Here is a 25,391-nt window from a genome sequence, read left to right as displayed (position 1 = left end):
CTGGGGCTTGTCAATTCATTATTCTGTTTCATCTATATGCTGTTGTGTTTGTCCGGATGCCGCAATCTTTCTCAGCGTTTCTTTTGTATCTTTGACCAAATCTGTAACCTGAGGCGGTACATCCTTAATTTCTTCAACCTTCTCAGTGATAAAAGCAACGTCCTCTGTTACTTGTTCCACTGTTGCTCTTACTTTATTCGCTGTTTCTCTCAGGTCTTCAATAAACTCATTTGGGTTTTTTACAACATACGAAACACCGCTGGAAACCTTGCTGAAATCCTCTTTTACAGCCTGGCGTGTCGATTTTTCCAAAAGGGTAACCGCTCCCCCAGCCAAAGCGCCCAACACCATGCCCATCCAAAACTTTTTCGAACTTCCCATGTTTTCTCCTCCTAGAGTCTTCCTTCTCATTTTGCAGGCCCCTCATTGCCTGCCTCCTAACTAACATTTTCCACGATTGCCATCACTTCATGCAAGTATTGTGAAAAATATTGCGAATTTTTAAGAGTACCGCTCCCGTGAATTTCAAAAATGTATAATATTTTAGGAACCGCAAAACACCTTTACGTCAACTAGTCACGCATGATTTGATCTGAACTACTAAGTTTTACCTAATGGATATCGCTTGACTTACTACTAATTATCAGAATATTCTTGTTGAAGAACATTTTCCGAATATAACTTTTTAAGGGGGAGCATCATGACATTTGAAGATTGGATTGGAAAAATCAGCGGCTGGGTTTGGGGACCTCCTTTATTGATCCTGCTTGTTGGGACGGGAATCTACCTTACATTCCGCATTGGCTTCTTGCAAATGAGGCTGCTGCCATACTCACTCAAGCTGGCTTTTACTAAAAAACAGGACAAAAGATCCGCAGGGGATATTTCACATTTCCAAGCTTTGATGACAGCACTTGCTGCAACTGTCGGTACCGGAAATATCGCAGGTGTCGCAACAGCCATTTTTACAGGCGGACCTGGTGCCGTGTTCTGGATGTGGATAACCGCATTTTTCGGAATGGCCACAAAATACGCGGAAGCTGTTTTAGCCGTGAAATACCGGGTTGAAGATAAGGATGGAGAGATGTCCGGCGGTCCGATGTATTACCTAGAACGCGGTCTTGGCCAAAAATGGCTTGGTGTTTTATTTGCATTGTTTGGTGCGATTGCGGCTTTCGGGATTGGCAACCTTGTTCAATCAAACTCAGTTGCAAGCGTCGTACAATCAACATTTTCTGTTCCTGCCTGGGTAACGGGTCTTGTGTTGACTATTTTTACCGCACTGGCCCTGATTGGCGGAATTAAGAGCATCGGTAAAGTCACTGCTTTATTTGTGCCGGTGATGGCAGCATTTTACCTTCTTGCTGGTCTTGTGGTCATGATTATGAATTTTGATCTCGTCCCAGCAGCAGTTGCACTTATTTTTACAGATGCCTTTACTGGAGAGGCTGTGGCCGGCGGCGCGCTCGGAACTGTAATCCGTATGGGTGTAGCCCGCGGCGTGTTCTCCAATGAAGCAGGACTCGGGTCTGCACCGATTGCTGCTGCAGCAGCCAAGACGGATCTCCCTGGACGCCAGGCACTTGTGTCGATGACTCAGGTATTCATTGATACAATTGTCATCTGTTCCATCACAGGAATCACTATCGTCATGGGCGGCTTGTACACAGGAGATACTACAGCAGCCGACCTTACTTCAGCGACCTTCGGCAAATTCCTTGGCCAGACCGGATCCGTGATCGTCGCTGTCGGGTTGCTGTTCTTCGCTTCATCGACAATCATCGGCTGGTCTTATTACGGAGAGAAGTGCTTCTCCTATCTGTTCAGCAAGAATGTCGTGTTTTACTATAGAATCTCGTTTGTCGTTGCTGTGTTCATCGGAGCAATCTCCCAGCTTGAAGTTGTATGGGGTATAGCCGATGTCATGAACGGATTGATGGCCTTCCCGAATCTGATCGGATTGCTCGGCTTGTCTGGCGTGGTCGTAGTTGAAACAAGGAAGATTTTGAATGCTATTAAGGAAGAAAAGAACGAATCTAATACGTATAATGCCTAAGCATAATCCGGCGTCCCAATGGCGCCGGATTTGTAATTGACTTTTTTAACACAACGTGGAAAGATGGTTGTACAAAGCTCTTTTCTCAAACTTTGTTTCTATTGACTACAACATAGGATTGAATGCCCTATTTTTCTTCGCAAATTGACTCTTTTTATGAGAAAAGAGCATGCAAACTCAGGTACCGACCTGCAAAACGGCTTTATATTACGTTAAAATCGGCTTTAGGATTTTAACAACAAACTTTACGAAAACTAACCTAGTACAACCATTGAAAGGATGAACGGTGTGGACCTAACTAAAAATTCCCCAGAAAACGTTGACTTCATGATCGAAAAAATCAAAGAAAAATTGAAGTTCATGAACCTTGGCGCGATTAAATCAACACATTTTGACGGCGATATGTATGAAGAGTTAAAAGAAATCTATGATATGATCATGCGAAAAAGTAACTTCAGCCCCAATGAAATGCAGGCGATCGCTGAAGAGCTCGGAAACTTAAGAAAGCAGTAATTGCAGCAGGCACTGAATTGGGTGCCTGTTTTTTTGTTGTGTAATGAGATGTAGTCAACATAACGTGAATGTGGGTGGATTAATTTAGGATGTGGTTGAAATAATTCCAAATGTGGTCGAATTATCTTCAAATGTGGTTGAATTAATTCAAAATGTGGTTGAATTATCTTCAAATGTGGTCGAATTAATTCAAAATGTGGTCGAATTATCTTCAAATGTGGTCAAATTAATCCAAAATGTACTCACGATATTCTCAAATTCAAAAACGGTCCTCGATTTTGTGGACCGTTTCATGATTTAAGCTGCTTCCACCCAATTTTCACTCATCATTTCTGCATAAAAGCTGAGAAACTCTTTGAAGAACGGATGGTTGATCTTTGCTTCGGCGTTTTCAAGCAGTGGTTTGAGGACCGGCTTGATGAATCTGGTCATCATTTCCGCTTCAATTTCTTCCAGCTGCTGTAGGTATTCGCCGTCGCCCTCTTGTTCCGCTTTGATCTCTCCCTGTAAAATGGAACTCATGAACGCTGTCATGCTTCCGAAATGGTCTGGCAATCTGTCTTGTTCAAGTGGGAAGTAGAAGGCTGCTTTTTCATAAAGACCAATCAGGCAAAGCAGGTCGTGCCTGCGAGCTTCTTCATCTTCATTATTTTTCGTGTATGATGAAAAATAAGGGGAGACAAAGTGGTCTCCCGGTATGAAAAAGTGATTGTCATACCAGAGCTGCACTTCATCCCGATTGTAAAATGAATGAAATGTAAGCTCCTCTCGCATTCCTTCAGGGACATCGTTCATGAATGCTTCATAGGTATCCCATTCCCCAAGCCAGATGCTTGTCATGATATTCGCGATTGCGAGCTTTCCATATCGTTCTTCCATCATTGTCTCCACCTTCATTTTTCAAGAAATTTCGAGGGGCCCATCAAGGCACCCCCGATGATGTTATGCTTTATCCACGTCTACGAATACGTCCTGCTGTGCTGGACCGCCAATCAGTAAGTCTGCAAGATAGCCTTCGAAATAGCTGCCATCACGGTCAGACAAGGCATTGACTGAGAAGCCCAGTCCACGCGGTTTTGCGTAACCTGACTCTTCGTGCAGCGGCTTGTTGAATTCGTAGCCTGTGTGGCCATATTTTTCGGCGGGCTCGATTGTTTTGCCGTCCACCTTGACTGCTTTTGAACCATAAGCATCATGGCCGAAACTGAAGTTTGCTCCGACGACGCCTGGCTTGATTCCTGGTGTTACTAGAGCCCGGCCTTTTACTTTTGAATTGTTGGATGAGATATAGATCTCGTCATCGGTCTTGATGCCTTTTTTCTTCGCGTCGATTGGATTGATCCAAAGATAGTTTTCCGGCTTGATTTCACGTAGCCATGCATTGCCTTCCGTGCGATGTGTTGCCATATTCCTTGATTTCCAGTTGATAAATTGCAGCGGCTTGTTTGGCTGGTAGACTTCTCCGTCGTAAGTCTTGATTTCCTCCGCTACCGGTACGCCTTCAAAGAACTTGCCTGTGTAGGCACTCTTGAAGCCTGCAGCTTTTTCATCGTAAAAATAAACCTGTTTTGCCCATTGATACTTGAGCTTGTTGCCGATATATTCATCGCCTGCTGCCTCAAAGCGTCCGCCCCGATTCAATACATAGACGACTTTCTTCCATTCATCCGGTTTAACGGCATCTTTCAGCTTCTGGATGTCAAAATATTTACCGAGCGCTTTCTGTCTTGCTTTTTCAAAAATCGCCAACTCTTCGGCATTTGCGTCCTTTACTGGTTTCTGGCCATCAAAGGCAATGTTTGCAATCCGTTTTAAGTAGTAGTCTTCAGGCGTGTGTATCGCCGATCCGTCAGCCAGAGCATTGTCGCCAACACCTGGCAGGCCCAGGCCTTTTAACAAATCGATGTACACCTGTTCAGTTGGACGCGCGTCAGGAACTACTCTCGTCACCGGCTGGATGACACCTGCGAATTTATGCTTCAGGATCGGGAAGATATCCTCCGCGTTCCAGCTTTCAAGGTAAGCAAGGTCCGGTAAAATAAAGTCTGCATACTTTGAAGTCTCGCCGATGATCACATCAGATGCCACAACAAGTTCAACAACTTTTGGGTCCCTGATGAACTTGGCTTGCATTTCTGATCTCGGTCCGGCCATGACCGGTGAAGTCCTGTTGATCAGCAATGCCCTGATTTTGTATGGATAGCCTTCAGCTGAGCTTGGCAGTACATCATGGATCAGTTTATTGCCAAACGGATACCAAGGACGCTTAGCAGGATAGCCATCTTTAGTGAATAGTGATGTTTTTTCATAAGGAACCTTATGCCTTGTGACCGGGATTCCCCAGCCTTTGTTGGCGTTCGGCACCGTTGCAAGATCGTAGCGTCCTTCGGTTGCTTTATATTTCGCACCAAGTACCGTGTCGCCGCCCTTCCAGTCGTGGTTGCCGACAAGGTGGTTGAGCATATTGATCGCCCTCACGCTGTAGTAGCCATTTGTGTGCATCGCCGGTCCGCGGTATGAATGGATTCCGACTTTTTTGCCGTGGGATGTGAACTCACGTGCAATCTGGACAATCTGGTCAACTGGCACATCTGCCTGCTTTGCGTATTCTTCAATTGATTTTTCCATAACCCTATCTTTAAAAATCCTGAAGACGGATTTTACTTCTATACCATTAATCGTTGTAGCGATATCTAGCTCGCCGTTTCTGGCTTTTGCATGTGAAACTGGTTTGCCGTTTTCGATGACCACAAACTCTTCGCCGCCGATTCCAAGATCCTGGGCACGGACAAACGGGCGCTTTTTATCCCCTACATTCACGAGGAAGGAAGCATCGCTCCATGTTGTTTCTCCATCTTCATTTGCAGCTTCCTGGTTAGGGTTGCGAAGATAAATATCATCATGGCGATTGTTCTCGATGATCCAGCGGCACATTGCCATCGCAAGCGCGCCGTCGCCGCCCGGTTTTACCGGTACCCAGACATGCGCTTTCTCTGCTGTTTTGCTGAAGCGTGGATCGATGACGACCATTTTCATGCCGCGATCGATTGCGTTTGTGATTTGTGGAGCAAATGTAGTCGGCCCACGGTTTGCCACCATCGGATTTGTTCCCCAGACGATGACCATTTCTGCGTTATCATAATCCGGGATCATACGTTTTTTCGGCTTTTCTCCATCATGTGAGCGGACATTTCCCATAACGCTTGTGATACCGCAATAGCCGCCGTGATCGTAATAGTTGGCTGTGCCGAGGCTGTTCGCTGCCAGGCGTTCGATGAATTCACGCCTGTGCCCGGCCATAACAGCAATCTGGTTCGCTTTCGGCCCAAGGTCAGGATGGTTCGTATCAATCAGGACATCCTTATATTTTTTATCGAATTCAGCCTTTGTCATCTCTCCTGCTTTCAGCTTATCCCAATCAGCCATGACCGCTGCTTCCGGAACGTATTTCCACATTTCTTTTAACCCAGGTGTGCCAAGATCTTTACTGCCCTCAAGGATTTCCTTGTAAGCCTCTTCCCAGCTGACTGTTTTCCAGACACTGCTTCCCCTCTCGCCGACGCGCTTCAACGGTTTCTGGATCCTGAATGTGTCGTAGTTCGTCTGGATACCGGCCTGCCCTTTCAAGCAAGTACGTCCGCCGCGGAGGCCGCGTCCCGTTTTCGCGACATCGCCAGTTCCTTTTACAGCCTGGGCAACTGGTGTGTCGTAATTGATGTGACCAATTTCGACCATGTTGATCGGGCTGTACTGGTTGCCGGCAATCTTGCGGACGATGGAAGAATAAGCTCCACCTGCCGTACCGGCCGTGATATAAGTCTTGATCGTACATGTCGCATTACACTGCTGGCATGACGTGAAAATGACATTTTCTGCTGTATAATCCTGATAATCGGTGCCGGTTCCGTGTGGCTCATCGATCCAGACACCGCCCATTACCTGCTTGATTGGCCCAACGAATGCCGGACCGACAAACGCGACCGCCCCGAGCGTTCCGAGCGCTTTTAAAAACCCACGCCGTTTCATTCGTTTATTTTCCATTATGGCTCACCTCGTCAGAAGTTTCTTCGATTGGGAGCAACAGCTCGCCGAATGAATAGATTAATAGTCCCATAGCGACAACGCCGACACTTACCATCCATTCCTTGATTGTCGGTGCGTAATTGCCCCAAGGCAGTTCGTGGAATACAGGCACGACCAGCGGAGGCAGGACGATATTGAAACGTACGCCGATGATTCCGATCACGATCAGGACAGCGGCTGCGAGCAGCGCGTTTACGTTCTGGCTTGTTTTTTTCCAGAAAACAATCGTGATCGGTATGACTGCTCCAAGGAACATTTGCACGATCCAGAACGACCAGGCTTTTTCACTGGCCATCATCGTTGCCAGTGTATCGAGGTGCTCTGTCTCAAGACCGTACCAGCCGATCAGATATTCATAGAATTGAAGGCCAAGGTCGATGATCAGGAAGCCGACCATCAGTTTTGCCAGCGATACAACCATTCCCTGGTCAATTGGCTGCTTCTGTACCTTTTTCTTGATGATATACATCGCTAAAAGAAGGGCAGCTCCCGAAACCATCGCGGATACGACGAAGATGATTGGGAATAAAGCTGTATGCCATGCCGGGCGTGCTTTTACTACCGCAAAAATTGTACCAGTACCGCCATGGACGCCGAGAATCGCAAGCGGAATCCCGATTGTACCAAGAATTTTCATCCACATATGGTCACGCTTTTTTGTTGCAGCGTTGATTGTTGCATTTTTGAAGGTGATCAATTTTGCTACAAAACCCTTCATTGTGTTCGTTTTTGCAGCGCGGACAAGGTCTTCCCTCATTGCAATATATAGTTCCACTGCTAATAGCCCGATGTAGACGAGATAAAAGTGGACTTCCCATGCAAGCGGCGAAGTGACATTCCAGTAGATGATCGCGTTAAGCATACGCTCTGGACGGCCAAGGTCCATCAGGACGAATGTCAGCGCGACAATCATACAGACAATCGCTGTAAAAAGTGCAGCTTTACCGACTCTCTCGTACTCTTCCATCCCAAAAACATAGATCAATGTCGACAACAGGAACGAACCCGCACTCAAGCCGACAAAGAAAATATAGAATGCGATCCATGCTCCCCATGGCGTGATGCTTGAAAGATTCGTTGCTGCCAAGCCTGTGATGAAACGTTCAACGATGAAATACCCGCCTATTAAGAATGCAATTGTCAGAGCAGATATCCATATTTTAAAAGCTTTAGATACTTGCATATTTATCTTCGTTTTTGATGTACTTTTCTCTTTTAAATCAACCGCAAGATTGGCCATCGCCATTCCCTCCTATCTTAAGTAAATAACGTTCGGGTGCGTGCCAAGCTCTTCCTTCAGGCGGAATGCTCTAGGACTCGCAGCAAGCTTTGATACCACACTGTTCGGATCGCTGATGTCGCCGAAGAAGCGAGCATCACCAATGCAGGTTTCCACGCATGCAGGCTCTTCGCCTCTCTGCAGACGATGGAAGCAGAAGCTGCATTTGCGGACTGTTCCGATTGGCGTCTTGCCTTTTTCACGGTTGCCGCGTTCGACGCCATATTCAGGACTTGTCACGTCATTCGCACCCTGCATTTCCTGCTCATAGCTGTCGCCAAAATCAAAGGAACGCGCTCCATACGGACAAGCAACGATGCAGTAACGGCAGCCGATGCAGCGGTCATTGTCGATCGCGACAATCCCGTTTTCCATTTTATAAGTCGCTCTCGTCGGACAAACCTGCGCGCATGCCGGTTTGTCACACTGCATGCATGGTCTTGGAAGATTGACAGCCTTGATATTTGGGAACTCCCCTTCTAGTGATTCCATGACGACGTTGTAGGAGATTCCAGGCGGCGTCCTGTTCTCAGCCTTGCAGCTGACCGTACAAGTATCGCAGCCAACGCATTTCTTCAAGTCGATGACCATCGCCCATTTTGGGCCGTCACCCTTCCTGATGTCTGGTCCATCTGCTGATGCGTAATAGTTGCCGAATTCCTTTGTCAGTGAAGAAGAATAAACTTTATGGAAGTCTTCAATTTTCAATTTGCCGCTGATAACCTTCCTTGCATCGCGCGCCATGTTCAAGCCAAGCTCTGTGTCATACTGTGATTCATCCATTTCTTTCCTTGCATCAGGAACCATCTTGTCGACGATTTTGTCATAATCTACTTTTTTCTCATTTGAAAATAGACCCATTTTCACTCACCTCTTTTTATGCGTTTAGATGTTCTTTTTGATTTCCTTGATTTCTTTGATGTCATCTGCAATATCGTCGGTAATATCACTTGTCAGTTCACGAGTCGATTTCTTGAATTCCTTCAGCGTCTGCCCGAACGCCCTGCCGATTTCCGGAAGCTTCTTCGGACCGAAGATGATCAGCGCCAATGTGAGGATTAATATCAAGCCGGGAATACCAATATTGGATAGCATAATGCCACATCCTTTTTTTATTTTTTCTTGCTTTTATATAATGCAAGCTGCGTGCCAACTTTTTTGGCACGGTGGATTTTTGAGAGTGTGGTCTGGTGGAGTTCTTGTGGGAGTAAGGGTTAGGGGAGTCGTGACATCTTTGTGAACGTGAAAAAGCGGCTGAAACCGAATTTTGAGTTCGGTCTCAGCCGCTTGTTGTGTGCCATTTTGTCAGGGTATTGCAATTTTGACATGTGACATTTTGGCATGGTGTGCAGGAATGGCATGGATATTGTATCTTGTGTATCGGAATGGATGTGACCATTCTTCTGATGGGCATAGATGGCTGGGAAGGAGAGTGCTTAATCCCATAATAGAAAGTTTTTACCTGGGGTATAGACTCTTCCTTTCTTTTCACCGGATATGTTCAGGTCAAGCTGTGACAGCATTCTCCTGGCCTGGTGAATCGAGAAGATACCAAGAAAATCCCTGAATTGTCCGTTAGTAATCGACTGTCCATTAATAAGAAAGTAATCTTTTAAAGCAGCAACATGGGCGTCCTTTGAAGTATGGCCGCATTTCTTGCATCCCCATAAACTATGAAACTTTTCCATGCCAATTGTATTGCAGCTTGGGCACTCTACTCCTTTTTGGATTTCACCATATGTGAGATTCAGTGCTTTTAAGTCAGGGAGATAAGGTGTATGTTTCCTCAATAAAAGCCTGACTATTTTCTTTATATCTTGATCTGTAAGTATATCTTTTTGATATTTCTCTAGATATGGGCTGATTTTATACAAGATGCCTGGGGACTTGAACACTCTTTGGCTGACTTCTGTATTTTGGGTTGGGTTTTTGATCAGGGCTTGTGAATTAGTGATGGCCACGAACGGTTCAAACGGAGGCGGAGAAAATTGATGACTTCTTAGAAAAGCTTCGAGTTGTCTTGCTTGTATTTTCGTTTGGAGGATAGGATCAGGGTATACCTTTTCATTTCCATTTAAATATTGAATCATTTGATTGAATTCAGGGTAAAAATTCCAGCGTTCCCGCATAGTATTTTGAATCAATTGGTATGATTAATGAGTTTGAGATTAATAAGGAGTCAATTTGAAAGTGGGTATCGTTGAAGGGGATCCTGATATCGTGCAAGATGGTAAACTTAGAGTGGTCGATTTGAGAGATATGGTAATCTAATTCTTTTTCACCTTTGTAACCTGCCCTTTTCCGGGATAGTTTGTTCTCGAATTCTGCTTTTCGTGGATGATTTACCGGTAATCGCCTTAAAATTGCCTCATAAATCTCTATTTCTTTTGGAATGGATCGATATTTCGCTATCAAAAGCTTCACTCCTTCTTTGTAATGCTCTTACTATTCGATATTTAAGCTTAAATTACCTTCTAATTTATTTGTGAACATTTATATTGGCGGAGTTCACAATTTTATTGGCGATAATTTCATTTTATTGGCGAAAATAAATTTTTATTGGCGATTTCACCCTGCTTATTGGCGAAAATCAAAATTTATTGGCGAACTGGAAATTCTTCGCGTTTTTTTCCAGTTCGCCGCTTGAGTTTTAACTACTTTTCCTATTCTTTCAACCCATATTGATCAATCTTCCGGTAAAGATTCCGGACACTGATGCCCAGCACGTCGGCCGCCTTTGTTTTGTTCCAGTTCATCTGCTTCAAGGCGTTTTCGATGTGTACTTTTTCGACCTCTTCCAAAGAGCAGAGTGGAGTGACTTGAACTTCTGATTGTGGAGTGTTTATTTTACCAGCGCGAGGCAAAAGTAAATCCTCGGCTCCGATCATTCCTCCTTTAGATAACAGTACGCCGCGTTCAATCAGGTGGCTTAGCTCGCGAACATTCCCCGGAAAATCGTAATCTTCAAGGGCAGCGATAGCTTCACTCGAAAGCTGCTTCGACGGGTCTTTGGTTTTCCCGATGAAGTACTCAATCAGCGCGGGCAGGTCTCCCTTCCGTTCACGCAGCGGCGGAATCGTGAGCTTGACGACATTCAACCGGTAATACAAGTCTTCGCGAAAACGTCCTTCAGCAACTTCTTTTTCCATATCGCGGTTCGTGGCGGCAACGACCCGAACGCTAACATGTCGCTCCCGGACATCACCGACCCGGCGGAATTCGCCTGTCTCGAGGAAACGCAATAGTTTTACCTGAAGCGCCAATGGCATTTCGCCAAGCTCATCCAAAAACAGCGTACCTTCCTTTGCTGCTTCGACAAGGCCTTTTTTATCCTGGCTCGCTCCAGTAAAAGCACCGCGGGCATGGCCGAACAGCTCGCTTTCCAACAGATGTTCTGGCAGTGCACCGGAATTCACCGGCACGAATGGTTCATCTGCACGGCAGCTCCAGTAATGGAGTGCTTTCGCAAACAGCTCCTTGCCGGTGCCACTTTCGCCCTCAATCAGGACCGGCACCTCGCTGTCGGCAATCCTTCTCGTCATCTCAAGCACTTCTTTAAAATTCACACTATAACCAATGATATTGAAGCCATTATGCTGGGCAATGATTTTTTTCATTGAGTCATTCTTTTCTTTCAGCGCTTTATTTTCCGCAGCCTTTCCAATCGTCAGTTCCAATTCTGATAGATTATAAGGCTTGGTAATATAGTCGAAAGCGCCCACCTTCATGGCTTCAATCGCGGTATCAATCGTCCCGTGCCCGGTCAGGATCAGCACCTCGATATCTGGCTGGACCTTCTTGGTTTCTTTTAAAAGCTCGATGCCGTCCATACCGGGCAGCCTGATATCATAGACACCAATGTCGTATTCATTCTTTTTCACAAGTTCAAGGGCATCTTCGGCCGTGCCAGCGCTGTCCACGTCAAATCCCTTACGCTTCAACCTTCTTACCAAAAGCTCAAGCAAATCCTGTTCATCGTCAACGACTAACAATCTTGTTGCCGACATCGTAGCCCACCTCCATTGTTTCTTGTGCTGAGTTTCCGTAGCCATCTGTAAATTCAGACCCCGCCTGATCTTCCACGCCATACCCAGCCTTAAGCGAACGCTCTGCTGGCAGCTGAATTTCTACTGTCGTTCCTTCTGACGGTTTGCTATCAATGGTGATATTCCCGCCGAACTGCTGGATGATGCCGTAACATACTGACAAGCCAAGTCCGGTTCCTTTGCCGATTGGCTTCGTCGTAAAGAATGGGTCGAACAGTTTATCCATCGCTTCAGCAGGGATTCCATGGCCACTGTCTGTTACTTTTATCGAAACCGCTTCTCCATTGCTTTCTGAAGCGGAAACAATTAGTTTTCCTTCGCTTTCCATCGCGTCGACTGCGTTATTGATCAGGTTGACGATGACCTGCATCAGTTTAAGGCCGTCACCACTTACAGCCGGCAGCCCTTTATCAACATGAAGTTCCAGCTGGATCCGCTTCTTTTTCAGCTGATGCTCGACAAGACTGACGCTATTTTCAATGATTTCCTTCACTCGAATCTGATCCTCTGTCCAATCATTTTTCCGGGAAAAATTAAGCAGGTTTCCGGTTATCCGTTTGCAGCGCTCGGTATTTACCTTAATTTTACGAAGATAGTGTTCCATCTCCTCTTCATCAAGGTCCTCGTCGCCTGCCTGGATTCTGTCGATCAAATCCTCAGCGTATACATTGATCGTTGCCAACGGATTGTTGACTTCGTGGGCGAAGCTCGACGCCATGATGCCAAGCGCGCTCAGTTTATCCGTCTGGATCATCGTTTCTTCCATTTGTTTTTGCTCGGTAATATCCTCGAGCACGACGAGGAATTCTCCTTCTTCCTCAATCGCGTGGTTGAGAGGAAACACCCTGTGCCTGAAGATCCGCTCGCCATTCGCGCCGTCCTTGAACTTCATGACTTCATCAGCGATTTTATCAAGGTCCGGACAGGTAATCGGACAATTCAAGCAAGGGGCATTTTCCCCGCCAATCACTGCGTAACAAGGCAGCGTCAACCGATCCTCCTTCAGCCACCCTTTTAAAATCGGATTCATCCAGGTGATCCGGTACTCTTTTGTCACGAGCGCGAGGCCGGCACCAATACCGTTGACTACAACATCCAGCCTTTCTTTCTCCTGTTCGAGGAGTCTTGATTTTTCCAGCAGCTCCTTACTCATATCATTGAAGGAATCAGCCAGCTTACCAAGCTCATCGGTCCGTTTCATTTTTACAGGGCTGATTTTCCTGCCTTGCTTCAAATTGTTCATTTCCCTGTCGATTGAAACAATTGGCCTGGTAAAATAGAGCCCTGCCCAGACGCTGATCAAGCTGACTGTTAAAATCAACAATGCGACTGCTCCTATGCCGCTTTGCAGCATTCTGTTGATTGGCGCAAAAGCCGTTGTTTTTGGCTGCTCCATCACCAGCACCCAATTTAAGTCTTCAATCTCAGCCGTTACACCAAGCTCATCCTGGCCGCCTGACGTCTGTTTTTGCCAGAGCTTGCTGTAATCCTGATGGGCAATGACCCGATCTTTATCATCGATTAAATATATATATGAGGAGTGATCCTGGCGCATTGACGAGATTTTCCCGATGATCTTTTGAAGCTGGACAACGACTCCGATTGCTTTTTTCGATTCATCTTCGTAAAAAGGGATCGCCAGTTTCATAACAGGCTGGCCGTACTGGTTGAACTCCACCTGGCCGTAAACCCTGTCAAGTGTTTGCAGTTGGAACCACATTTCATCCGTGAACCACCGCTCGTTATCCCCGGCAATGTTGAGTTCGTATCGGGACACTCTTTTTTCCACAAAACCTTTATCATCGGCAATTATGACCTCCTCGACTGATTCGCTTTGCTGCAGGAGCTCATATAATGCGCTTTGTTTTTCACTCAATAGGTTGAGTGATGCGAGGACATGGATTCGCTGGAATGTCTCGCTGAATTCATACTCGATTTCACGAGATAAATTTTCAAGCACCAGATGCTGTTTTTCCAGAATCCTCGTTTCTAAATCTGATTTTACAAAAGAATAGTAAAATAGACTGATCAGCAGCAAAGGAATCGTCGACATCACGACACCGAATACAAGGACCTTGTTGCGGATTGTCTGCGAGTGCAAGAAATCTATCAGCGCTTTCATCGCTTCTTGCCTCCTTGTACTTCAGGGTGGATCAGCTCGGCAATATGCAGCAAATCCTGGTCATAAGCAACTCCTAATGCGTCCTTCGTCTGCTGGTTGACGACAAACCGAATGCCATCGGGCAATTCGACAGGCAATTCTCCCGGCTTGTTTCCCTGAAGAATCAGGCTGACAAACCTGGATGCCTGGTAGCCCTGCGAATAAAAGCTGGATCCGTAACTCGCAAGCAATCCCTTTTCCGCTTCAAAATCATACAAACCCATGGCCGGGATTTTTTTCTCATCAGTCAGCTTCTCAATCTCATCTGTCAGCGATTCAATCCTGAAACTGGGCAAGACAAGGATTGCCTCTCCATCATCAACCGTTTTCCATAGAGTATCCAGGCATTCCTTCGAGCTGGCATCGCATGGGGAAATCGCCACGCCCAAGTCCTTCGCCGCTTTCCTTGTTTCTTCAAGGCTCAATTTGCTGACATCAATTTTGCTGTCATAAATAACATGCACCCTGTCAATAGCGGGCACAAGTGAAGTAAGCATCTCAAGACGCTTGCCAGAGATACTGGCGTGATAGTTATTGATACCGGTAAAAAGACCCCCAGGTGACTTGTAATCCTTTATCAATCCAAGTTCCTTCGGTGCCGCAAGACCTGCAAAAACTACCGGGATTTCAATGTTTTCCTCATCCATTTTTGCTTTCAGGCGCTGAGTTTCAATCCCGCCAAGCGTCACGATTAAATCAGGCTTTTTATCAAGCAGCTGATCGATTTGCTCGTCAATCAGCACTTCATCATCATGTGCATTCTTTACTGTAAAATGGACTTCATTAGCGCTATACCCGAGATCCTTCAATCCCGCTTCCAAACCAGTAAACTTCTCATAGCGGTTTTCACCAATCATCAGGACGCCAATTTCTACCGGCTCATCTCCCCTGACTCCAAGAAAAGCATATATAATAGCCGAAATGGCAATCGTTGTCAGAAAAAAGAAATACCACTTTGTTTTCACAGCCTGCGCCCCCATATTTCAGTATTCACCTCCACTATAACGGAAAAAGCAACGTAGCCATCTTGCAAAAAAGGATAATTTTATGAACGTATAAGGGTATATGTTTATTTCTGACCAAAATAAAAAAAGGTTCCCCTCATATAGAGGAGAACCAGAATCTTAGTCTTCTTTTCGCTCAACTGCGTGGCCGCCAAATTCGTTTCTTAATGCAGCAACTACTTTTCCTGTGAACGTATCGTCTTCAAGTGAGCGGTAACGCATCATCAATGACAGGGCGATGACTGGTGCTGCTGTTTGCAGGTCCAGCGCGGTTTCAACTGTCCATTTTCCTTCGCCTGATGAATGCATGACGCCTTTGATGTTTTCAAGCTTTGGTTCCTTATCAAATGCATTTTCCATCAATTCCATCAGCCAGCTGCGGATGACGGAGCCGTGGTTCCAGACACGAGAAACTTCTTTATAGTCATAATCAAACGGGCTCTTTTCAAGGATTTCAAATCCTTCCGCGATCGCCTGCATCATACCGTACTCAATACCGTTATGGACCATTTTCAAGAAATGGCCGCTTCCGACCTTACCTGTATAGAGGTAACCTTTTTCAATCGAAATGTCCTTGAAAATTGGTTCAACATGAGCGAAAACTTCGGAATCGCCGCCGATCATCGTGCAGGCACCGTTACGAGCACCTTCCATTCCGCCGCTTGTTCCGACATCCATGAATTGGATGCCTTCTGCTGAAAGTTTTTCAGCACGTCGAAGTGTGTCCTTGTAATTTGAATTGCCTCCATCAATCAGGATGTCTCCCTCTTCAAGGAAAGGCGTGAACTTCTCAATTACCTGGTCGATTAAATCGCCAGCTGGAATCATCAGCCAGATCACACGTGGCTTTGGCAGCATATCCACCATAGCTTTATAATCTGCAGCAATCTCAGCACCTTCTGCTTTAATTTTCTGCATCGCTTCCTCATTAATATCGTTTGCCACAACCTCATGGCCATTTTCCATCAAATTCAATACCAAGTTATAGCCCATTTTGCCAAGGCCGACCATTCCTAGTTTCACGTAGATGCACTCCTTTTTCGTTTAAAATGCTATTTTCGCATTTATTGTTGGTTTTTCGAACAGCTTAAGAACTTTATACAAAGATAGTATCAAATATTTTTTCATATGTATATCTAATATAAGAAAATAATTTTCACACCTAATATCTTTTTATCGAAATGGCTTCCCTGATTTTTTGCAGGTTATCAAGAGTTTGTTCCTGCCTGCGTACTGAAACCGCTACATGAAGCACATCAATCAAACTTAATTGAACAAGCCTTGATGCTAATGCCTCGGACCGGAATAGTGTTTCTCGGGAAGTCGTATACAAAACGTAATCCGCTTCCTTGGATAATGGAGACTTAAAGTGACTTGTGATAGCAATTGTCGCTGCTCCATTAGCTTTTGCAATCCTGAGTGCTTCTATGACATCTTTATTGCTGCCACTATGTGAAATCCCAACTGCCGCCTGTCCGGGACCGAGCAGCGCAGCGGAAATGATTTGCTGGTGTCCGTCACTGTGGGCATTGCAGTTGATACCTGTCCGCAGAAATTTATGATAGGCATCGAGTGCGATTGCCGACGAACCGCCTGATCCGTAAAAATCAATCCGCGTTGCTGTTACAAGCACATCGATAATTCTCTCAAGAACCTTTTCATCCAAAAGTTTCAGTGTACCTTTCATTGCTTCGATATGCCCGGCAAAAACCTTTTCTGCAAGAGTTACCACTTGATCTTCTTGCTTTATTTCTTCATGGATATTCTTAATCGGTTCCACTACTTCACTTGCAAGTGCAATTTTAAAAGCTTGATAGCCCCGGAATCCTAGCCGTTTGCAAAAACGGAAAATGGTTGCCTCTGCGACAGCAGCATTCTCCGAAAACTCGGTGATTGATAAATGGATGATTTCCTTCGGGTTGCTCAATATATAATCCGCTACCGTCTTCTCCTTCGAGGAAAGCGACGAGTAGATGGCTTTAATTTTAACGATGACATTCTGCCCATTCAGCTCACTGGCCATTTTATTGCCTCCTTTATCATTCTTTTGACGGCGAATTTCATTATTATTGGTTCAAGGTGAAAATTTTTTTCACTACTTTTATAAATATAGGGCCAAACTCATGTTTAGCCCGCTTCATTGTTAATCCTGTTCCGTCAAAATGACCGGACCATCTTTGGTAATCGCAATGGTATGTTCATACTGCGCGGACAGCTTGCCGTCCACTGTTCTTGCTGTCCAGCCGTTAGAATCCATCTTCGTTTTCCATTCGCCGATATTCACCATTGGTTCGATGGTGAATACCATACCTTCCTTCAGCCTTGGCCCTTTGCCTGGCAGTCCATAGTGCGGAATATCAGGCTTTTCGTGAATTACGGACCCAATACCGTGGCCAATAAATTCACGTACAACCGAAAAACCTTCTCCCTCTACATATGACTGGATCGCATGACCGATGTCGCCAACCCGGTTTCCAGGTACGGAGGCAGCTATGCCGCGATACAATGCCTCTTTTGTCACTTCAAGCAGCTTTTGTGATTGTTCGCTCACATTTCCAACTGCGTAGCTCCAAGCCGAATCAGCCAGCGCGCCATTCAGGTTGACGACCATATCTATCGTGACGATATCGCCATCGTTCAGCGCCTCTTTCCGAGGAAAGCCGTGGCACACCTCATCATTGATGCTGGCGCATGTTGCATATTGATAATTACGGTAGCCTTTCTGCTGTGGAGTGGCTCCGTGTTTTTTTAAATAATCCTCGACAAACTGGTCGATTTCCCAGGTGGTTACCCCCGGCTTGATCAGTTTGCGCAACTCTTTATGCACGGAAGCGAGCAGCTTACCCGCTGCCTTCATATTTTCAATCTCACGTGCCGATTTTAATACAATCATTCCGTCATCTCCCCGAATCAATTCAATTCTATATTATCTTATATGAATAAATTCGCAAAATGAACCGGTTGATGGCGCATTTCAACTTCAATCTTGCTATTTTTGAAGAAATTATAGTTGTTTCCAAACACAATCCGCTTAAACAGTGTTTTTTGGTTAGTTTCAATTCCTTTTAGTTGGAGGTTCCACAACTTATTGGCGAAAAAAATATTTTATTGGCGATTTCCTCTAACTTATTGGCGAAAATCAGATTTTATTGGCGAAAACCTGCAACTTATTGGCGATAATCAAAATTTATTGGCGAACTGGAAATTCCACGCGTTTTTTCCCAATTTCCAGACCCAAATAAACACCAATAAAAAACCCTCCTGCCTAAGCAAAAGGGTTCCTCTGCAAATATTATTGCAACACTTTTAGTGCCTCGCGATTGAATGCCGGGATATCTTTCGGTTCCCTGCTGGTCACGAGCTGATTGCAGCAAACGACGACTTCTTTGTCCATGTATTTTGCTCCGGCATATTCCATGTCGACGCGGATGGACTTATAGCCGGTGGCTCCTCTGCCTTCAAGCGTTTTTGCGGTAAGCAGCAACTGCGGTCCATGGCAGATGGCGAAGACAGGTTTCTTCTCGTCCATGAATGCCTTGGCAAATTGGACGAATCGCTCATCCTCACGCAGCTGGTCCGGAGAGAATCCTCCTGGGATGAAGAGTGCATCGAAGTCTTCCGGCTTGACTCTGTCGATGCTTTCATCAATTTTAACCTCAGCTTTTTCCTGCTTTCCAGTAACGGTCTTGCCTTGTTCCTTTTCAATCGTAACCACTTCATGTCCAGCTTCAGTAAAAGCACGTGACGGCTCAAGATATTCCACATCTTCAAATAAATCGGTTATTAAACAGGCAATTTTTTTACCCATATATTCAACATCTCCTTTTTTAAAAATCTCCACTATTAAAATTCCCTGTCTTCCGTTTGTAAAACATCTAATATAAGTTCCATTATCTTGTATAAAAACATGCCAAAAGACCTATCTTATAGCAAAAATAAAAAAAACATTTTATATTTTCGCCATTCAACTATAATTTAATTTAAGACATCAATAGGGAGAGAAGGCACCATGAAATTTAGTTATGTCAATGTAATGGAAGAGGTCGTTTCCACTCTTGTCAATGTGTTGATGATGAGCCCTGATTACCAGACCTTCTGTAATTGCCAGAAGTGCCGGAATGATATCATTGCCATCAGCCTGAACACTCTTCCAAGTCACTACGTCACGACAGAAGATGGCAGGAAGATGGTTTACGAACAACTTAATACCCAGGAAAACAGAACCTGGATCAATAAAAGAATCATCAGTGCCATTCATCTTGTCGGCAAATACCCAAAGCATTAAATCAGAAATAAGTAATCAGATTGTACCAATATCTGATCCCTTATCTAAAAATAAAAGCTGCCAATTGACAGCCGGGTAACCGGGCATCCATCAATGGCAGCTTCTTTTTTTGTTATAAAGACTGTTGGGTATCCATCCGTCTGGCAAAATCAACGAAACGGAACTTGTCGGGGCGGTGCCTTGACTCGGTATATTGGAACAGGGTAGCATCATCAAAATAAATATAGTTTTTCACGATGACGATTGCATTAAACCCATCCATATCAAGGAGTTTTTTGTCCTCGGCACTTGGTTCCTCTACTGTGAATTCCTTTTTTGCAAAGCTGATTTTTTTCTCCAGTTTTCCTTCTATATACTCAAATATTGAGTTTTCACATTTCTCACGTGATAGTCCTGGCACATGCTTTTCTACGAGAAAATCCTTGTCGAGGATCACTCGTTCTTCATCAATATGCCGTACTCTTTTAACCTTCCAAACCTTTTCATCATCCTCAACATTCAATTCCCTGGCAATTTCCCGGCCTGCCAATTCGAGAGTGAATTCTTCCACAGTCGTTTTCGCCTTTCCACCCATATTCTCCGCCAGTTCTTTAAAACTGATCAATCCGGAAATCGGAAACTGATGTCTTTTTAAATCCAGCACAAGTGAACCCTTGCCGCGAATTTTTTGGATAAACCCATTTTGAGCAAGAAGATTCAGCGCTTTACGGATGGTTTCCCTGGACGTTTGGTACATATCCGCAAATTCATTTTCAGATGGCAAAATCGTTTTAGGAGGATAATGTCCTTCCTGGATCTGTTTCGAAATCTCTTCATAGATCAATAAATACTTTTTCTGCATAACATATCACCCGTACCTTGTCTGATTGCTACCATTTTACCTTTTTTATGTTCGTTTGAATACAATAGACAATTGTGTTTGTTTTTTTCATACAAACTTCATAAAATAATGTGCAACTATAAACTACAATAGCCGATATAAAAGCATCGAGTTTTTTCCCAACAGGTTTTTTGATAAAAATAGACCCCAAAAACTTTAATTCTGGTTATAATTGTTCTATAAGTCGTTCTCAATATGGAACTATTTTATCAGATTTGTTATGATATAACTATAAATTGATAAGGTGTGTGGATAACAGTGATCGGTGAACGCGTCAAGAAACTTCGACAAGAAAAAAGGATGTCCTTATCTGAACTGGCAGAGCAAGCTGGCGTGGCAAAATCATATTTGAGCTCTTTGGAGCGAAACCTTCAAACAAATCCTTCAATCCAATTTTTAGAAAAGATAGCAGGAGTATTGAATGTACCGGTAGACCATCTAATCCATGAACAACCTGACAAAGAAAACATGGATTCTGATTGGGTCAATCTTGTAAAAGAAGCAATGGATTCTGGTATCACAAAAGACCAGTTCCGTGAGTTTCTGGAATTCAATAAATGGAGACTCCACAATAAATAAACCTCAATGGACAGCCTGTGCTGTCCATTTTTTATTACGGCTGTTTTCGCATTGATTGTGGCTTTTCATCCTTCGCTGCATATACGAAAAGAGCCTTATTAAAAAATAAAAAGCACCTCTAAAAAGAGCTGCTCGATGGCAATTCCATTTTCTATGTAAAGATCCACTTGCCTATTTGTTGGTCTTCGTTAAAAACTCCCTGATTTCTTCTTTGTTTATCCCCAACTCTAATGCTTCCATTATAAGTTGCATCCATTCTGTATCCAGTTCTTCGAAAACTACCTGTTCTTTAATCAAGTTCTTCCCCCCAAAATACAGTTAGTATTCCAGGCAGTCCGGCCATCATAGTACATCGCACCTTAGATCCGTGACTTTGCGTCCTAGTTTTTCAACAAGTTTGCCTTTTTCTGTATCTTTTTACTCACTTTTTTACTCCCAATGTCATTGTACATTGTTCGATATATTTAACATGTAAATATTTGTCGGCAACAATCTAAGTATTTTTTCTCTTTTCTTCCAAACAATTACAAAAACATAGCATAAAAGTTTTATTATCTGAAAATTTAAACCATTTACTTAAAGATTTTTGTCAGATTATAGCTCTAATTGTTGAACTCTTTTTTAAAAATAACCCCCATAAACTTGAGATGGTCCTATGGATGGCCAGTTTTCTTATACATTTGCTTTTTTAAGTGCGGTAAAATTGCCACTTTCTCAAGACTGATGGCATTAAAAAACGGGTATCTCGTTAAATCCTTTCCGCAAATCGGACAGAGCCACTCTCCAACCTCACTGCTGCTAAACGAAGGACGGTTACAACGATCACAATTTTTTCTGTACACGGCCATCAAGCCCCCTTTTAAAAGAAATTTGTTACTATATTCCATTCGAGTATAGTCCATTTGTATCAATTCTGAAAAAGTCTAAAATATCGCTAATTTTCTTAAAAAAGAACAAAAATCGTTCTTTTTTAAGAAATCCCTCCGTTTATCTCAGTTTCTTGTATTTTTAAAAGAACTGAATTGTTCGTTATAATGAATTCATAGATGAACAAAAAGGAGATTCTCTTATGACGGTTGGAGAGAAAATAAAAAGTTTAAGGCTTAAAAAAAAGTATTCCATTAGTGAACTCTCTGAAAGAGCAAATGTTTCCAAATCCTATCTCAGTTATATCGAAAGAGGGATCCAGGGAAATCCATCGCTTCAGGTATTGTCCCGCCTGGCAGACAACTTGGATACAACTGTTGAGTATTTGATGGGACAGCAAAACATGAAAGCTGCCAGGATGCCTGTTGATGAGGAATGGGTTGGACTCGTTGATGAAGCTATAAAAAACGGGATCAGCAAAGAAGATTTTGCTTATTATCTGGATTTCATGAAGTTCAAGAGCATGAGAAAACAGGATTAGCAGTTAAGTATTTATATAAATTACAATGCAAAACTGCGCTTTAGAACAAGTATTTCCTATAAGAGGCGTTGATTTGACTGTTTGTCTCCAAAAAAAGAACCAGCCTCATAGGCTGATTCTCTGTTTGGCCAGGCTGGCTGCAATCTTTGCCCCCACCCTCGCATTATTTTTCACAAGTGCGATATTCGCAACAAGGCTTTTCCCATCAGTTAATTCTTTCACCTTCCCAAGAAGGAATGGAGTTACCTGTTTGCCGCCGATTTGTTTTTCTCTGGCTTCACCCAGGGCTTTTTCAATTACATTGGCGATAAAACTTTCCTCTAAGGCGTCTTCTTCCGGAATTGGATTAGCCACGACGACTCCTCCATCAAGTCCCAGTTCCCATTTGGTTTTGATCATCTCTGCTACAGCTTCTGGTGTATTAAGCCGGAAGTTAACATTGTATGGACTTGTACGCGTATAAAAGGCTGGCAGCGATTCAGTCCCAAAACCTACAACAGGAACCCCTTGAGTTTCAAGATATTCAAGCGTGAGTCCAAGGTCAAGAATAGACTTGGCGCCGGCACATACAACCGCGACATTCGTCTTGGCCAGCTCCTGCAGGTCGGCGGAAATATCCATTGTTGTTTCTGCTTCGCGATGTACGCCTCCTATTCCGCCGGTCACAAACACTTCAATCTTTGCGAGCTCTGCGCAAATCATCGTTGCTGCCACCGTTGTCGCTCCATTTTTCTTTGCAGATAACAAGTACGGCAAGTCCCGCCGGCTCGCCTTTTCAACATCTCTGCTCTGCCCTAGGTATTCAAGCTCTTCATCTGACAAGCCAATTTTTATTTTTCCATCGAGGATGGCAATGGTTGCAGGTACCGCTCCATTTTCACGGATGATTTGTTCTACTTCCCTCGCTGTGTGGACATTCTGTGGATAAGGCATGCCATGTGAGATGATTGTAGATTCCAGGGCGACGACCGGTCTGCCTGCTTCTTTCGCTTCTATTACTTCCTGTGAATATTCTAGCCACTTTTCCAGCATCGTGTACCTCGCTTATTTGAAATTTTGTTTATATGTGTCTAGCAATTGTTTATTATTCAAAATCGGATTTACTGTCTCAATCGATTGCAGCGTCAGGATGGAACAGGCCATGCCAATTTTGCAAGCATCCTCTGTCTGGATGCCATTCAAATGGGCATATATGATTCCTGCAACGAGTGAATCTCCTGCTCCTGTTACATCGATAACAGAAATTGCCGGGGGAATCAGTACACCAGCTTCACCTTTTGAAGTGAAATAAATGAGGCCTTTGTCTCCGCGGCTGATGACAACCTTCTCTACACCTTTATGTATAATCAACTCCGCTGCCTTAAAGTAGTCGCCTTCATTGTTGATGCTGATGCCTGAAATAGCTTCTGCCTCATCCTTATTGGCGATCAGCCAGGTCACTCCTGCTAAATCCTGTGGGAGCTTCCTTGCTTTTGGGGATGAAACGGGTGTAATGCACAGCTGAATTTTTTCCATATGGCAACGTTCAATAATCTTTTCAAGGACATCTGCCGGGAAATTTGTATCCAGCATAATGAAATCTGATGAAGCGAAATAACCCCATTTTCGATCGATGAAGTCAGGAGTGATAGAATCATAGATTGACATTTCCGCTAACGCTACCGTCATTTCTCCCTCATTATCTAGTATTGCCGTATACGCTCCAGTCGACTGCCCCTTGAGTGTTTCTGATGGGCCCACATTTGCAAATGCCTTTGTATATTCCATAAGCCAGTGGCCTTCGTGGTCATCACCGACTACTGTCAATATACTTACATCACTTCCAAGCCTGCCCAAATTCTCTCCGATATTCCTGGCAACCCCTCCGCATGATTTAGAGCTTTCAGCCGGGTTCGAAGTGCGTAGCTCCAGAACACCCTTCGACCATATTTTGCGGTCGACATTTGTCCCTCCCACACACAGTACCTGACGCCTTTCCGGTAAAATATATGCCCGTCCAATAAGCTTTCCTTGCTTTATTAAAGAAGAAATATAGCCGGCAACTTCGGAACGCGGTAAATCTGTCTTTGCAGCAAGATCAATCTGTGAAATGAACGGATTCTCTTTTATCAGCTTTAAAACAAGAGCCTCTTTTTCGTCCATGTTGCGCACCTCGCTATTTCCAAAATATAGCTTACACTTAAATCTTAAACCTTTATCTGAATATGCACAACTTTATCAATATTTGATTATTTTATTAAAAAAGGCATGTATACAAAACATTAAAGTTTGAAGGATTGTCACAAAATCGTCATAAAAATAATATGCTTCTCACGCTTTTTCCTTTGATTTTTCGCATTTTAATCACAACTCCCTGATAGGATTAAATTCGATCAAAGGAGGAGATTTTTATGAAGAAATTATTTGCTATCATGGTGGCATTATTTTTAATGATAATCGTTTCTGCCTGCGGAGATGATGCGGCTGAAAATGAACAAAAAGATGGTCAGGAAACTGCGGCAACTGAAGTGAAACACGATGATGATGACCATGCAGATGGGCCTCATGAACCAGGTGCTGAAGATGTTTGTGCATTCTGCAACATGAAGGTATATCCGGAAGCTGATCCAATGGGAGTTTTCACCGCACAGGCCAAAACGAAAGACGGAGAGTATGTATTCTTTGATGACTCAGGCTGTCTATTGAATATTACTAGACGTGATGATGTAGAATTTGAAGAGAAATGGGTCCGTGATTATATAACATCAGAATGGGTCGAGGCTGATTCTGCGATTCCTGTAAAAGCAGATCTTAAAACACCTATGAAATACGGCTACGCATTCTTCAAAGACAACGAAAGCTCCGAGAAATTCATTTCGGAAAACAGCGACAAGAATCCTGCCATGGCAACATGGGAGCAAATCGACCAAATCGCAAACGAACGCTATATGAAAAAAATGAAGATGAATAGCGACAGCATGGATATGGATCAGGACAGCGAAATGGATGGAGAAAGCGAAGAGGAAAGCGGCCATTAATGGTGAACTTTACGTATAACCAATAAAATGAAATCCCGGTGTGTAATTCAGCACCGGGATTTTTCGTCTAGTATTTAACT

At 44.0% G+C, this 25,391-nt stretch carries 26 protein-coding genes and 1 riboswitch; of the genes, 6 read left to right on the top strand and 20 right to left on the bottom strand.

From position 1 onward, the window contains the following. Positions 1 to 18: 18 nt before the first annotated feature. Complete coding sequence (locus AC0VX7_RS04695; protein ID WP_475426894.1) at positions 19 to 381, bottom strand: YtxH domain-containing protein; 363 nt, start codon at positions 379 to 381, stop codon at positions 19 to 21. A 319-nt stretch (positions 382 to 700) separates the two neighbouring features. Between AC0VX7_RS04695 and AC0VX7_RS04690 the strand changes: the two genes are divergently transcribed. Both AC0VX7_RS04690 and AC0VX7_RS04685 read left to right on the top strand, forming a co-directional pair. Next, the gene (locus AC0VX7_RS04690; protein WP_475426893.1) at positions 701 to 2,056 is read left to right on the top strand and encodes an alanine/glycine:cation symporter family protein; all 1,356 of its coding nucleotides are present in this window, start codon (positions 701 to 703) and stop codon (positions 2,054 to 2,056) included. A gap of 288 nt (positions 2,057 to 2,344) precedes the next feature. Continuing rightward, entirely contained in the window at positions 2,345 to 2,569 is a 225-nt protein-coding gene (locus AC0VX7_RS04685; RefSeq protein WP_475426892.1) for a DUF1128 domain-containing protein, read from the top strand. Positions 2,570 to 2,866: 297 nt separating this feature from the next. On the opposite strand, the gene AC0VX7_RS04680 is transcribed toward AC0VX7_RS04685, so the two are convergent. From AC0VX7_RS04680 to AC0VX7_RS04615, 14 genes are all read right to left on the bottom strand, one after another. Continuing rightward, positions 2,867 to 3,451 carry a molecular chaperone TorD family protein gene (locus AC0VX7_RS04680; protein WP_475426891.1) on the bottom strand — a complete coding sequence of 195 codons (585 nt, stop codon included), beginning with the start codon at positions 3,449 to 3,451 and terminating at the stop codon, positions 2,867 to 2,869. A gap of 60 nt (positions 3,452 to 3,511) precedes the next feature. Continuing rightward, positions 3,512 to 6,610 carry a molybdopterin-dependent oxidoreductase gene (locus AC0VX7_RS04675; RefSeq protein WP_475426890.1) on the bottom strand — a complete coding sequence of 1,033 codons (3,099 nt, stop codon included), beginning with the start codon at positions 6,608 to 6,610 and terminating at the stop codon, positions 3,512 to 3,514. Next, positions 6,600 to 7,892 (bottom strand): NrfD/PsrC family molybdoenzyme membrane anchor subunit, encoded by a 1,293-nt coding sequence (nrfD, locus tag AC0VX7_RS04670; RefSeq protein ID WP_475426889.1) that lies wholly within the window; start codon positions 7,890 to 7,892, stop codon positions 6,600 to 6,602. The genes AC0VX7_RS04675 and nrfD overlap by 11 nt, the downstream gene beginning before the upstream one ends. A 12-nt stretch (positions 7,893 to 7,904) precedes the next feature. Then, positions 7,905 to 8,792: a 4Fe-4S dicluster domain-containing protein gene (locus AC0VX7_RS04665; RefSeq protein WP_041967697.1), complete on the bottom strand. Its 888-nt coding sequence runs from the start codon at positions 8,790 to 8,792 to the stop codon at positions 7,905 to 7,907. 24 nt (positions 8,793 to 8,816) lie between these two features. Then, positions 8,817 to 9,026, bottom strand: coding sequence for a twin-arginine translocase TatA/TatE family subunit (gene tatA, locus AC0VX7_RS04660; RefSeq protein ID WP_475426888.1), 210 nt, complete (start codon positions 9,024 to 9,026; stop codon positions 8,817 to 8,819). A 341-nt stretch (positions 9,027 to 9,367) separates the two neighbouring features. Then, positions 9,368 to 10,021: a hypothetical protein gene (locus AC0VX7_RS04655; RefSeq protein ID WP_475426887.1), complete on the bottom strand. Its 654-nt coding sequence runs from the start codon at positions 10,019 to 10,021 to the stop codon at positions 9,368 to 9,370. A gap of 10 nt (positions 10,022 to 10,031) precedes the next feature. Beyond that, positions 10,032 to 10,346, bottom strand: a complete 315-nt coding sequence (locus AC0VX7_RS04650; protein ID WP_475426886.1) for a nuclease-related domain-containing protein — start codon at positions 10,344 to 10,346, stop codon at positions 10,032 to 10,034. A gap of 248 nt (positions 10,347 to 10,594) precedes the next feature. Beyond that, entirely contained in the window at positions 10,595 to 11,938 is a 1,344-nt protein-coding gene (locus AC0VX7_RS04645; RefSeq protein WP_475426885.1) for a sigma-54-dependent transcriptional regulator, read from the bottom strand. Then, positions 11,910 to 14,099: an ATP-binding protein gene (locus AC0VX7_RS04640; protein ID WP_475426884.1), complete on the bottom strand. Its 2,190-nt coding sequence runs from the start codon at positions 14,097 to 14,099 to the stop codon at positions 11,910 to 11,912. Before AC0VX7_RS04640 ends, AC0VX7_RS04645 begins: the two co-directional genes overlap by 29 nt. Then, on the bottom strand, positions 14,096 to 15,103 hold the full coding sequence (locus AC0VX7_RS04635; RefSeq protein WP_475426883.1) for an ABC transporter substrate-binding protein: 1,008 nt from the start codon (positions 15,101 to 15,103) through the stop codon (positions 14,096 to 14,098). Before AC0VX7_RS04635 ends, AC0VX7_RS04640 begins: the two co-directional genes overlap by 4 nt. Before the next feature lie 159 nt (positions 15,104 to 15,262). Next, complete coding sequence (gnd, locus tag AC0VX7_RS04630) at positions 15,263 to 16,165, bottom strand: phosphogluconate dehydrogenase (NAD(+)-dependent, decarboxylating) (protein WP_475426882.1); 903 nt, start codon at positions 16,163 to 16,165, stop codon at positions 15,263 to 15,265. A gap of 139 nt (positions 16,166 to 16,304) precedes the next feature. After that, the gene (locus AC0VX7_RS04625; protein WP_475426881.1) at positions 16,305 to 17,165 is read right to left on the bottom strand and encodes a MurR/RpiR family transcriptional regulator; all 861 of its coding nucleotides are present in this window, start codon (positions 17,163 to 17,165) and stop codon (positions 16,305 to 16,307) included. Positions 17,166 to 17,285: 120 nt separating this feature from the next. Continuing rightward, positions 17,286 to 18,035, bottom strand: coding sequence for a type I methionyl aminopeptidase (gene map, locus AC0VX7_RS04620; RefSeq protein ID WP_475426880.1), 750 nt, complete (start codon positions 18,033 to 18,035; stop codon positions 17,286 to 17,288). Positions 18,036 to 18,434: 399 nt separating this feature from the next. Further along, on the bottom strand, positions 18,435 to 18,950 hold the full coding sequence (locus AC0VX7_RS04615; RefSeq protein WP_475426879.1) for a type 1 glutamine amidotransferase domain-containing protein: 516 nt from the start codon (positions 18,948 to 18,950) through the stop codon (positions 18,435 to 18,437). A gap of 201 nt (positions 18,951 to 19,151) precedes the next feature. On the opposite strand from AC0VX7_RS04615, the gene AC0VX7_RS04610 reads away from it, so the two are divergent. Continuing rightward, complete coding sequence (locus AC0VX7_RS04610; RefSeq protein ID WP_041967705.1) at positions 19,152 to 19,427, top strand: late competence development ComFB family protein; 276 nt, start codon at positions 19,152 to 19,154, stop codon at positions 19,425 to 19,427. 112 nt (positions 19,428 to 19,539) lie between these two features. Here AC0VX7_RS04610 and treR read toward each other — a convergent pair whose 3' ends face one another. Next, the gene (gene treR / locus AC0VX7_RS04605; RefSeq protein WP_475426878.1) at positions 19,540 to 20,268 is read right to left on the bottom strand and encodes a trehalose operon repressor; all 729 of its coding nucleotides are present in this window, start codon (positions 20,266 to 20,268) and stop codon (positions 19,540 to 19,542) included. 297 nt (positions 20,269 to 20,565) lie between these two features. On the opposite strand from treR, the gene AC0VX7_RS04600 reads away from it, so the two are divergent. Then, the gene (locus AC0VX7_RS04600; RefSeq protein WP_023625726.1) at positions 20,566 to 20,886 is read left to right on the top strand and encodes a helix-turn-helix domain-containing protein; all 321 of its coding nucleotides are present in this window, start codon (positions 20,566 to 20,568) and stop codon (positions 20,884 to 20,886) included. Positions 20,887 to 21,057: 171 nt separating this feature from the next. Here the strand turns inward: AC0VX7_RS04600 and AC0VX7_RS04595 are convergent, their stop codons facing one another. Continuing rightward, on the bottom strand, positions 21,058 to 21,183 hold the full coding sequence (locus tag AC0VX7_RS04595; RefSeq protein ID WP_215036020.1) for an anti-repressor SinI family protein: 126 nt from the start codon (positions 21,181 to 21,183) through the stop codon (positions 21,058 to 21,060). Between the two features lie 29 nt (positions 21,184 to 21,212). After that, positions 21,213 to 21,298, bottom strand: a riboswitch (cyclic di-GMP riboswitch). Positions 21,299 to 21,539: 241 nt separating this feature from the next. Next, a complete protein-coding gene (locus tag AC0VX7_RS04590) occupies positions 21,540 to 21,734 on the bottom strand; it encodes a hypothetical protein (protein ID WP_475426877.1) in 195 nt (64 codons plus the stop codon). Between the two features lie 221 nt (positions 21,735 to 21,955). On the opposite strand from AC0VX7_RS04590, the gene AC0VX7_RS04585 reads away from it, so the two are divergent. After that, positions 21,956 to 22,294: a helix-turn-helix domain-containing protein gene (locus tag AC0VX7_RS04585; protein WP_475426876.1), complete on the top strand. Its 339-nt coding sequence runs from the start codon at positions 21,956 to 21,958 to the stop codon at positions 22,292 to 22,294. Between the two features lie 105 nt (positions 22,295 to 22,399). Here AC0VX7_RS04585 and AC0VX7_RS04580 read toward each other — a convergent pair whose 3' ends face one another. Then, positions 22,400 to 23,326 (bottom strand): pseudouridine-5'-phosphate glycosidase, encoded by a 927-nt coding sequence (locus AC0VX7_RS04580; protein ID WP_475426875.1) that lies wholly within the window; start codon positions 23,324 to 23,326, stop codon positions 22,400 to 22,402. 12 nt (positions 23,327 to 23,338) lie between these two features. Beyond that, the gene (locus AC0VX7_RS04575; RefSeq protein WP_475426874.1) at positions 23,339 to 24,436 is read right to left on the bottom strand and encodes a carbohydrate kinase; all 1,098 of its coding nucleotides are present in this window, start codon (positions 24,434 to 24,436) and stop codon (positions 23,339 to 23,341) included. A gap of 248 nt (positions 24,437 to 24,684) precedes the next feature. Between AC0VX7_RS04575 and AC0VX7_RS04570 the strand changes: the two genes are divergently transcribed. Continuing rightward, positions 24,685 to 25,311, top strand: a complete 627-nt coding sequence (locus AC0VX7_RS04570) for a nitrous oxide reductase accessory protein NosL (RefSeq protein WP_475426873.1) — start codon at positions 24,685 to 24,687, stop codon at positions 25,309 to 25,311. Positions 25,312 to 25,391: the final 80 nt, after the last annotated feature.

The sequence above is a fragment of the Mesobacillus sp. QJM3NY_10 genome (genome assembly GCF_056173465.1).
Note: the sequence above shows the minus strand (reverse complement) of the source record. Positions and strands in the feature narration are given on the sequence as shown.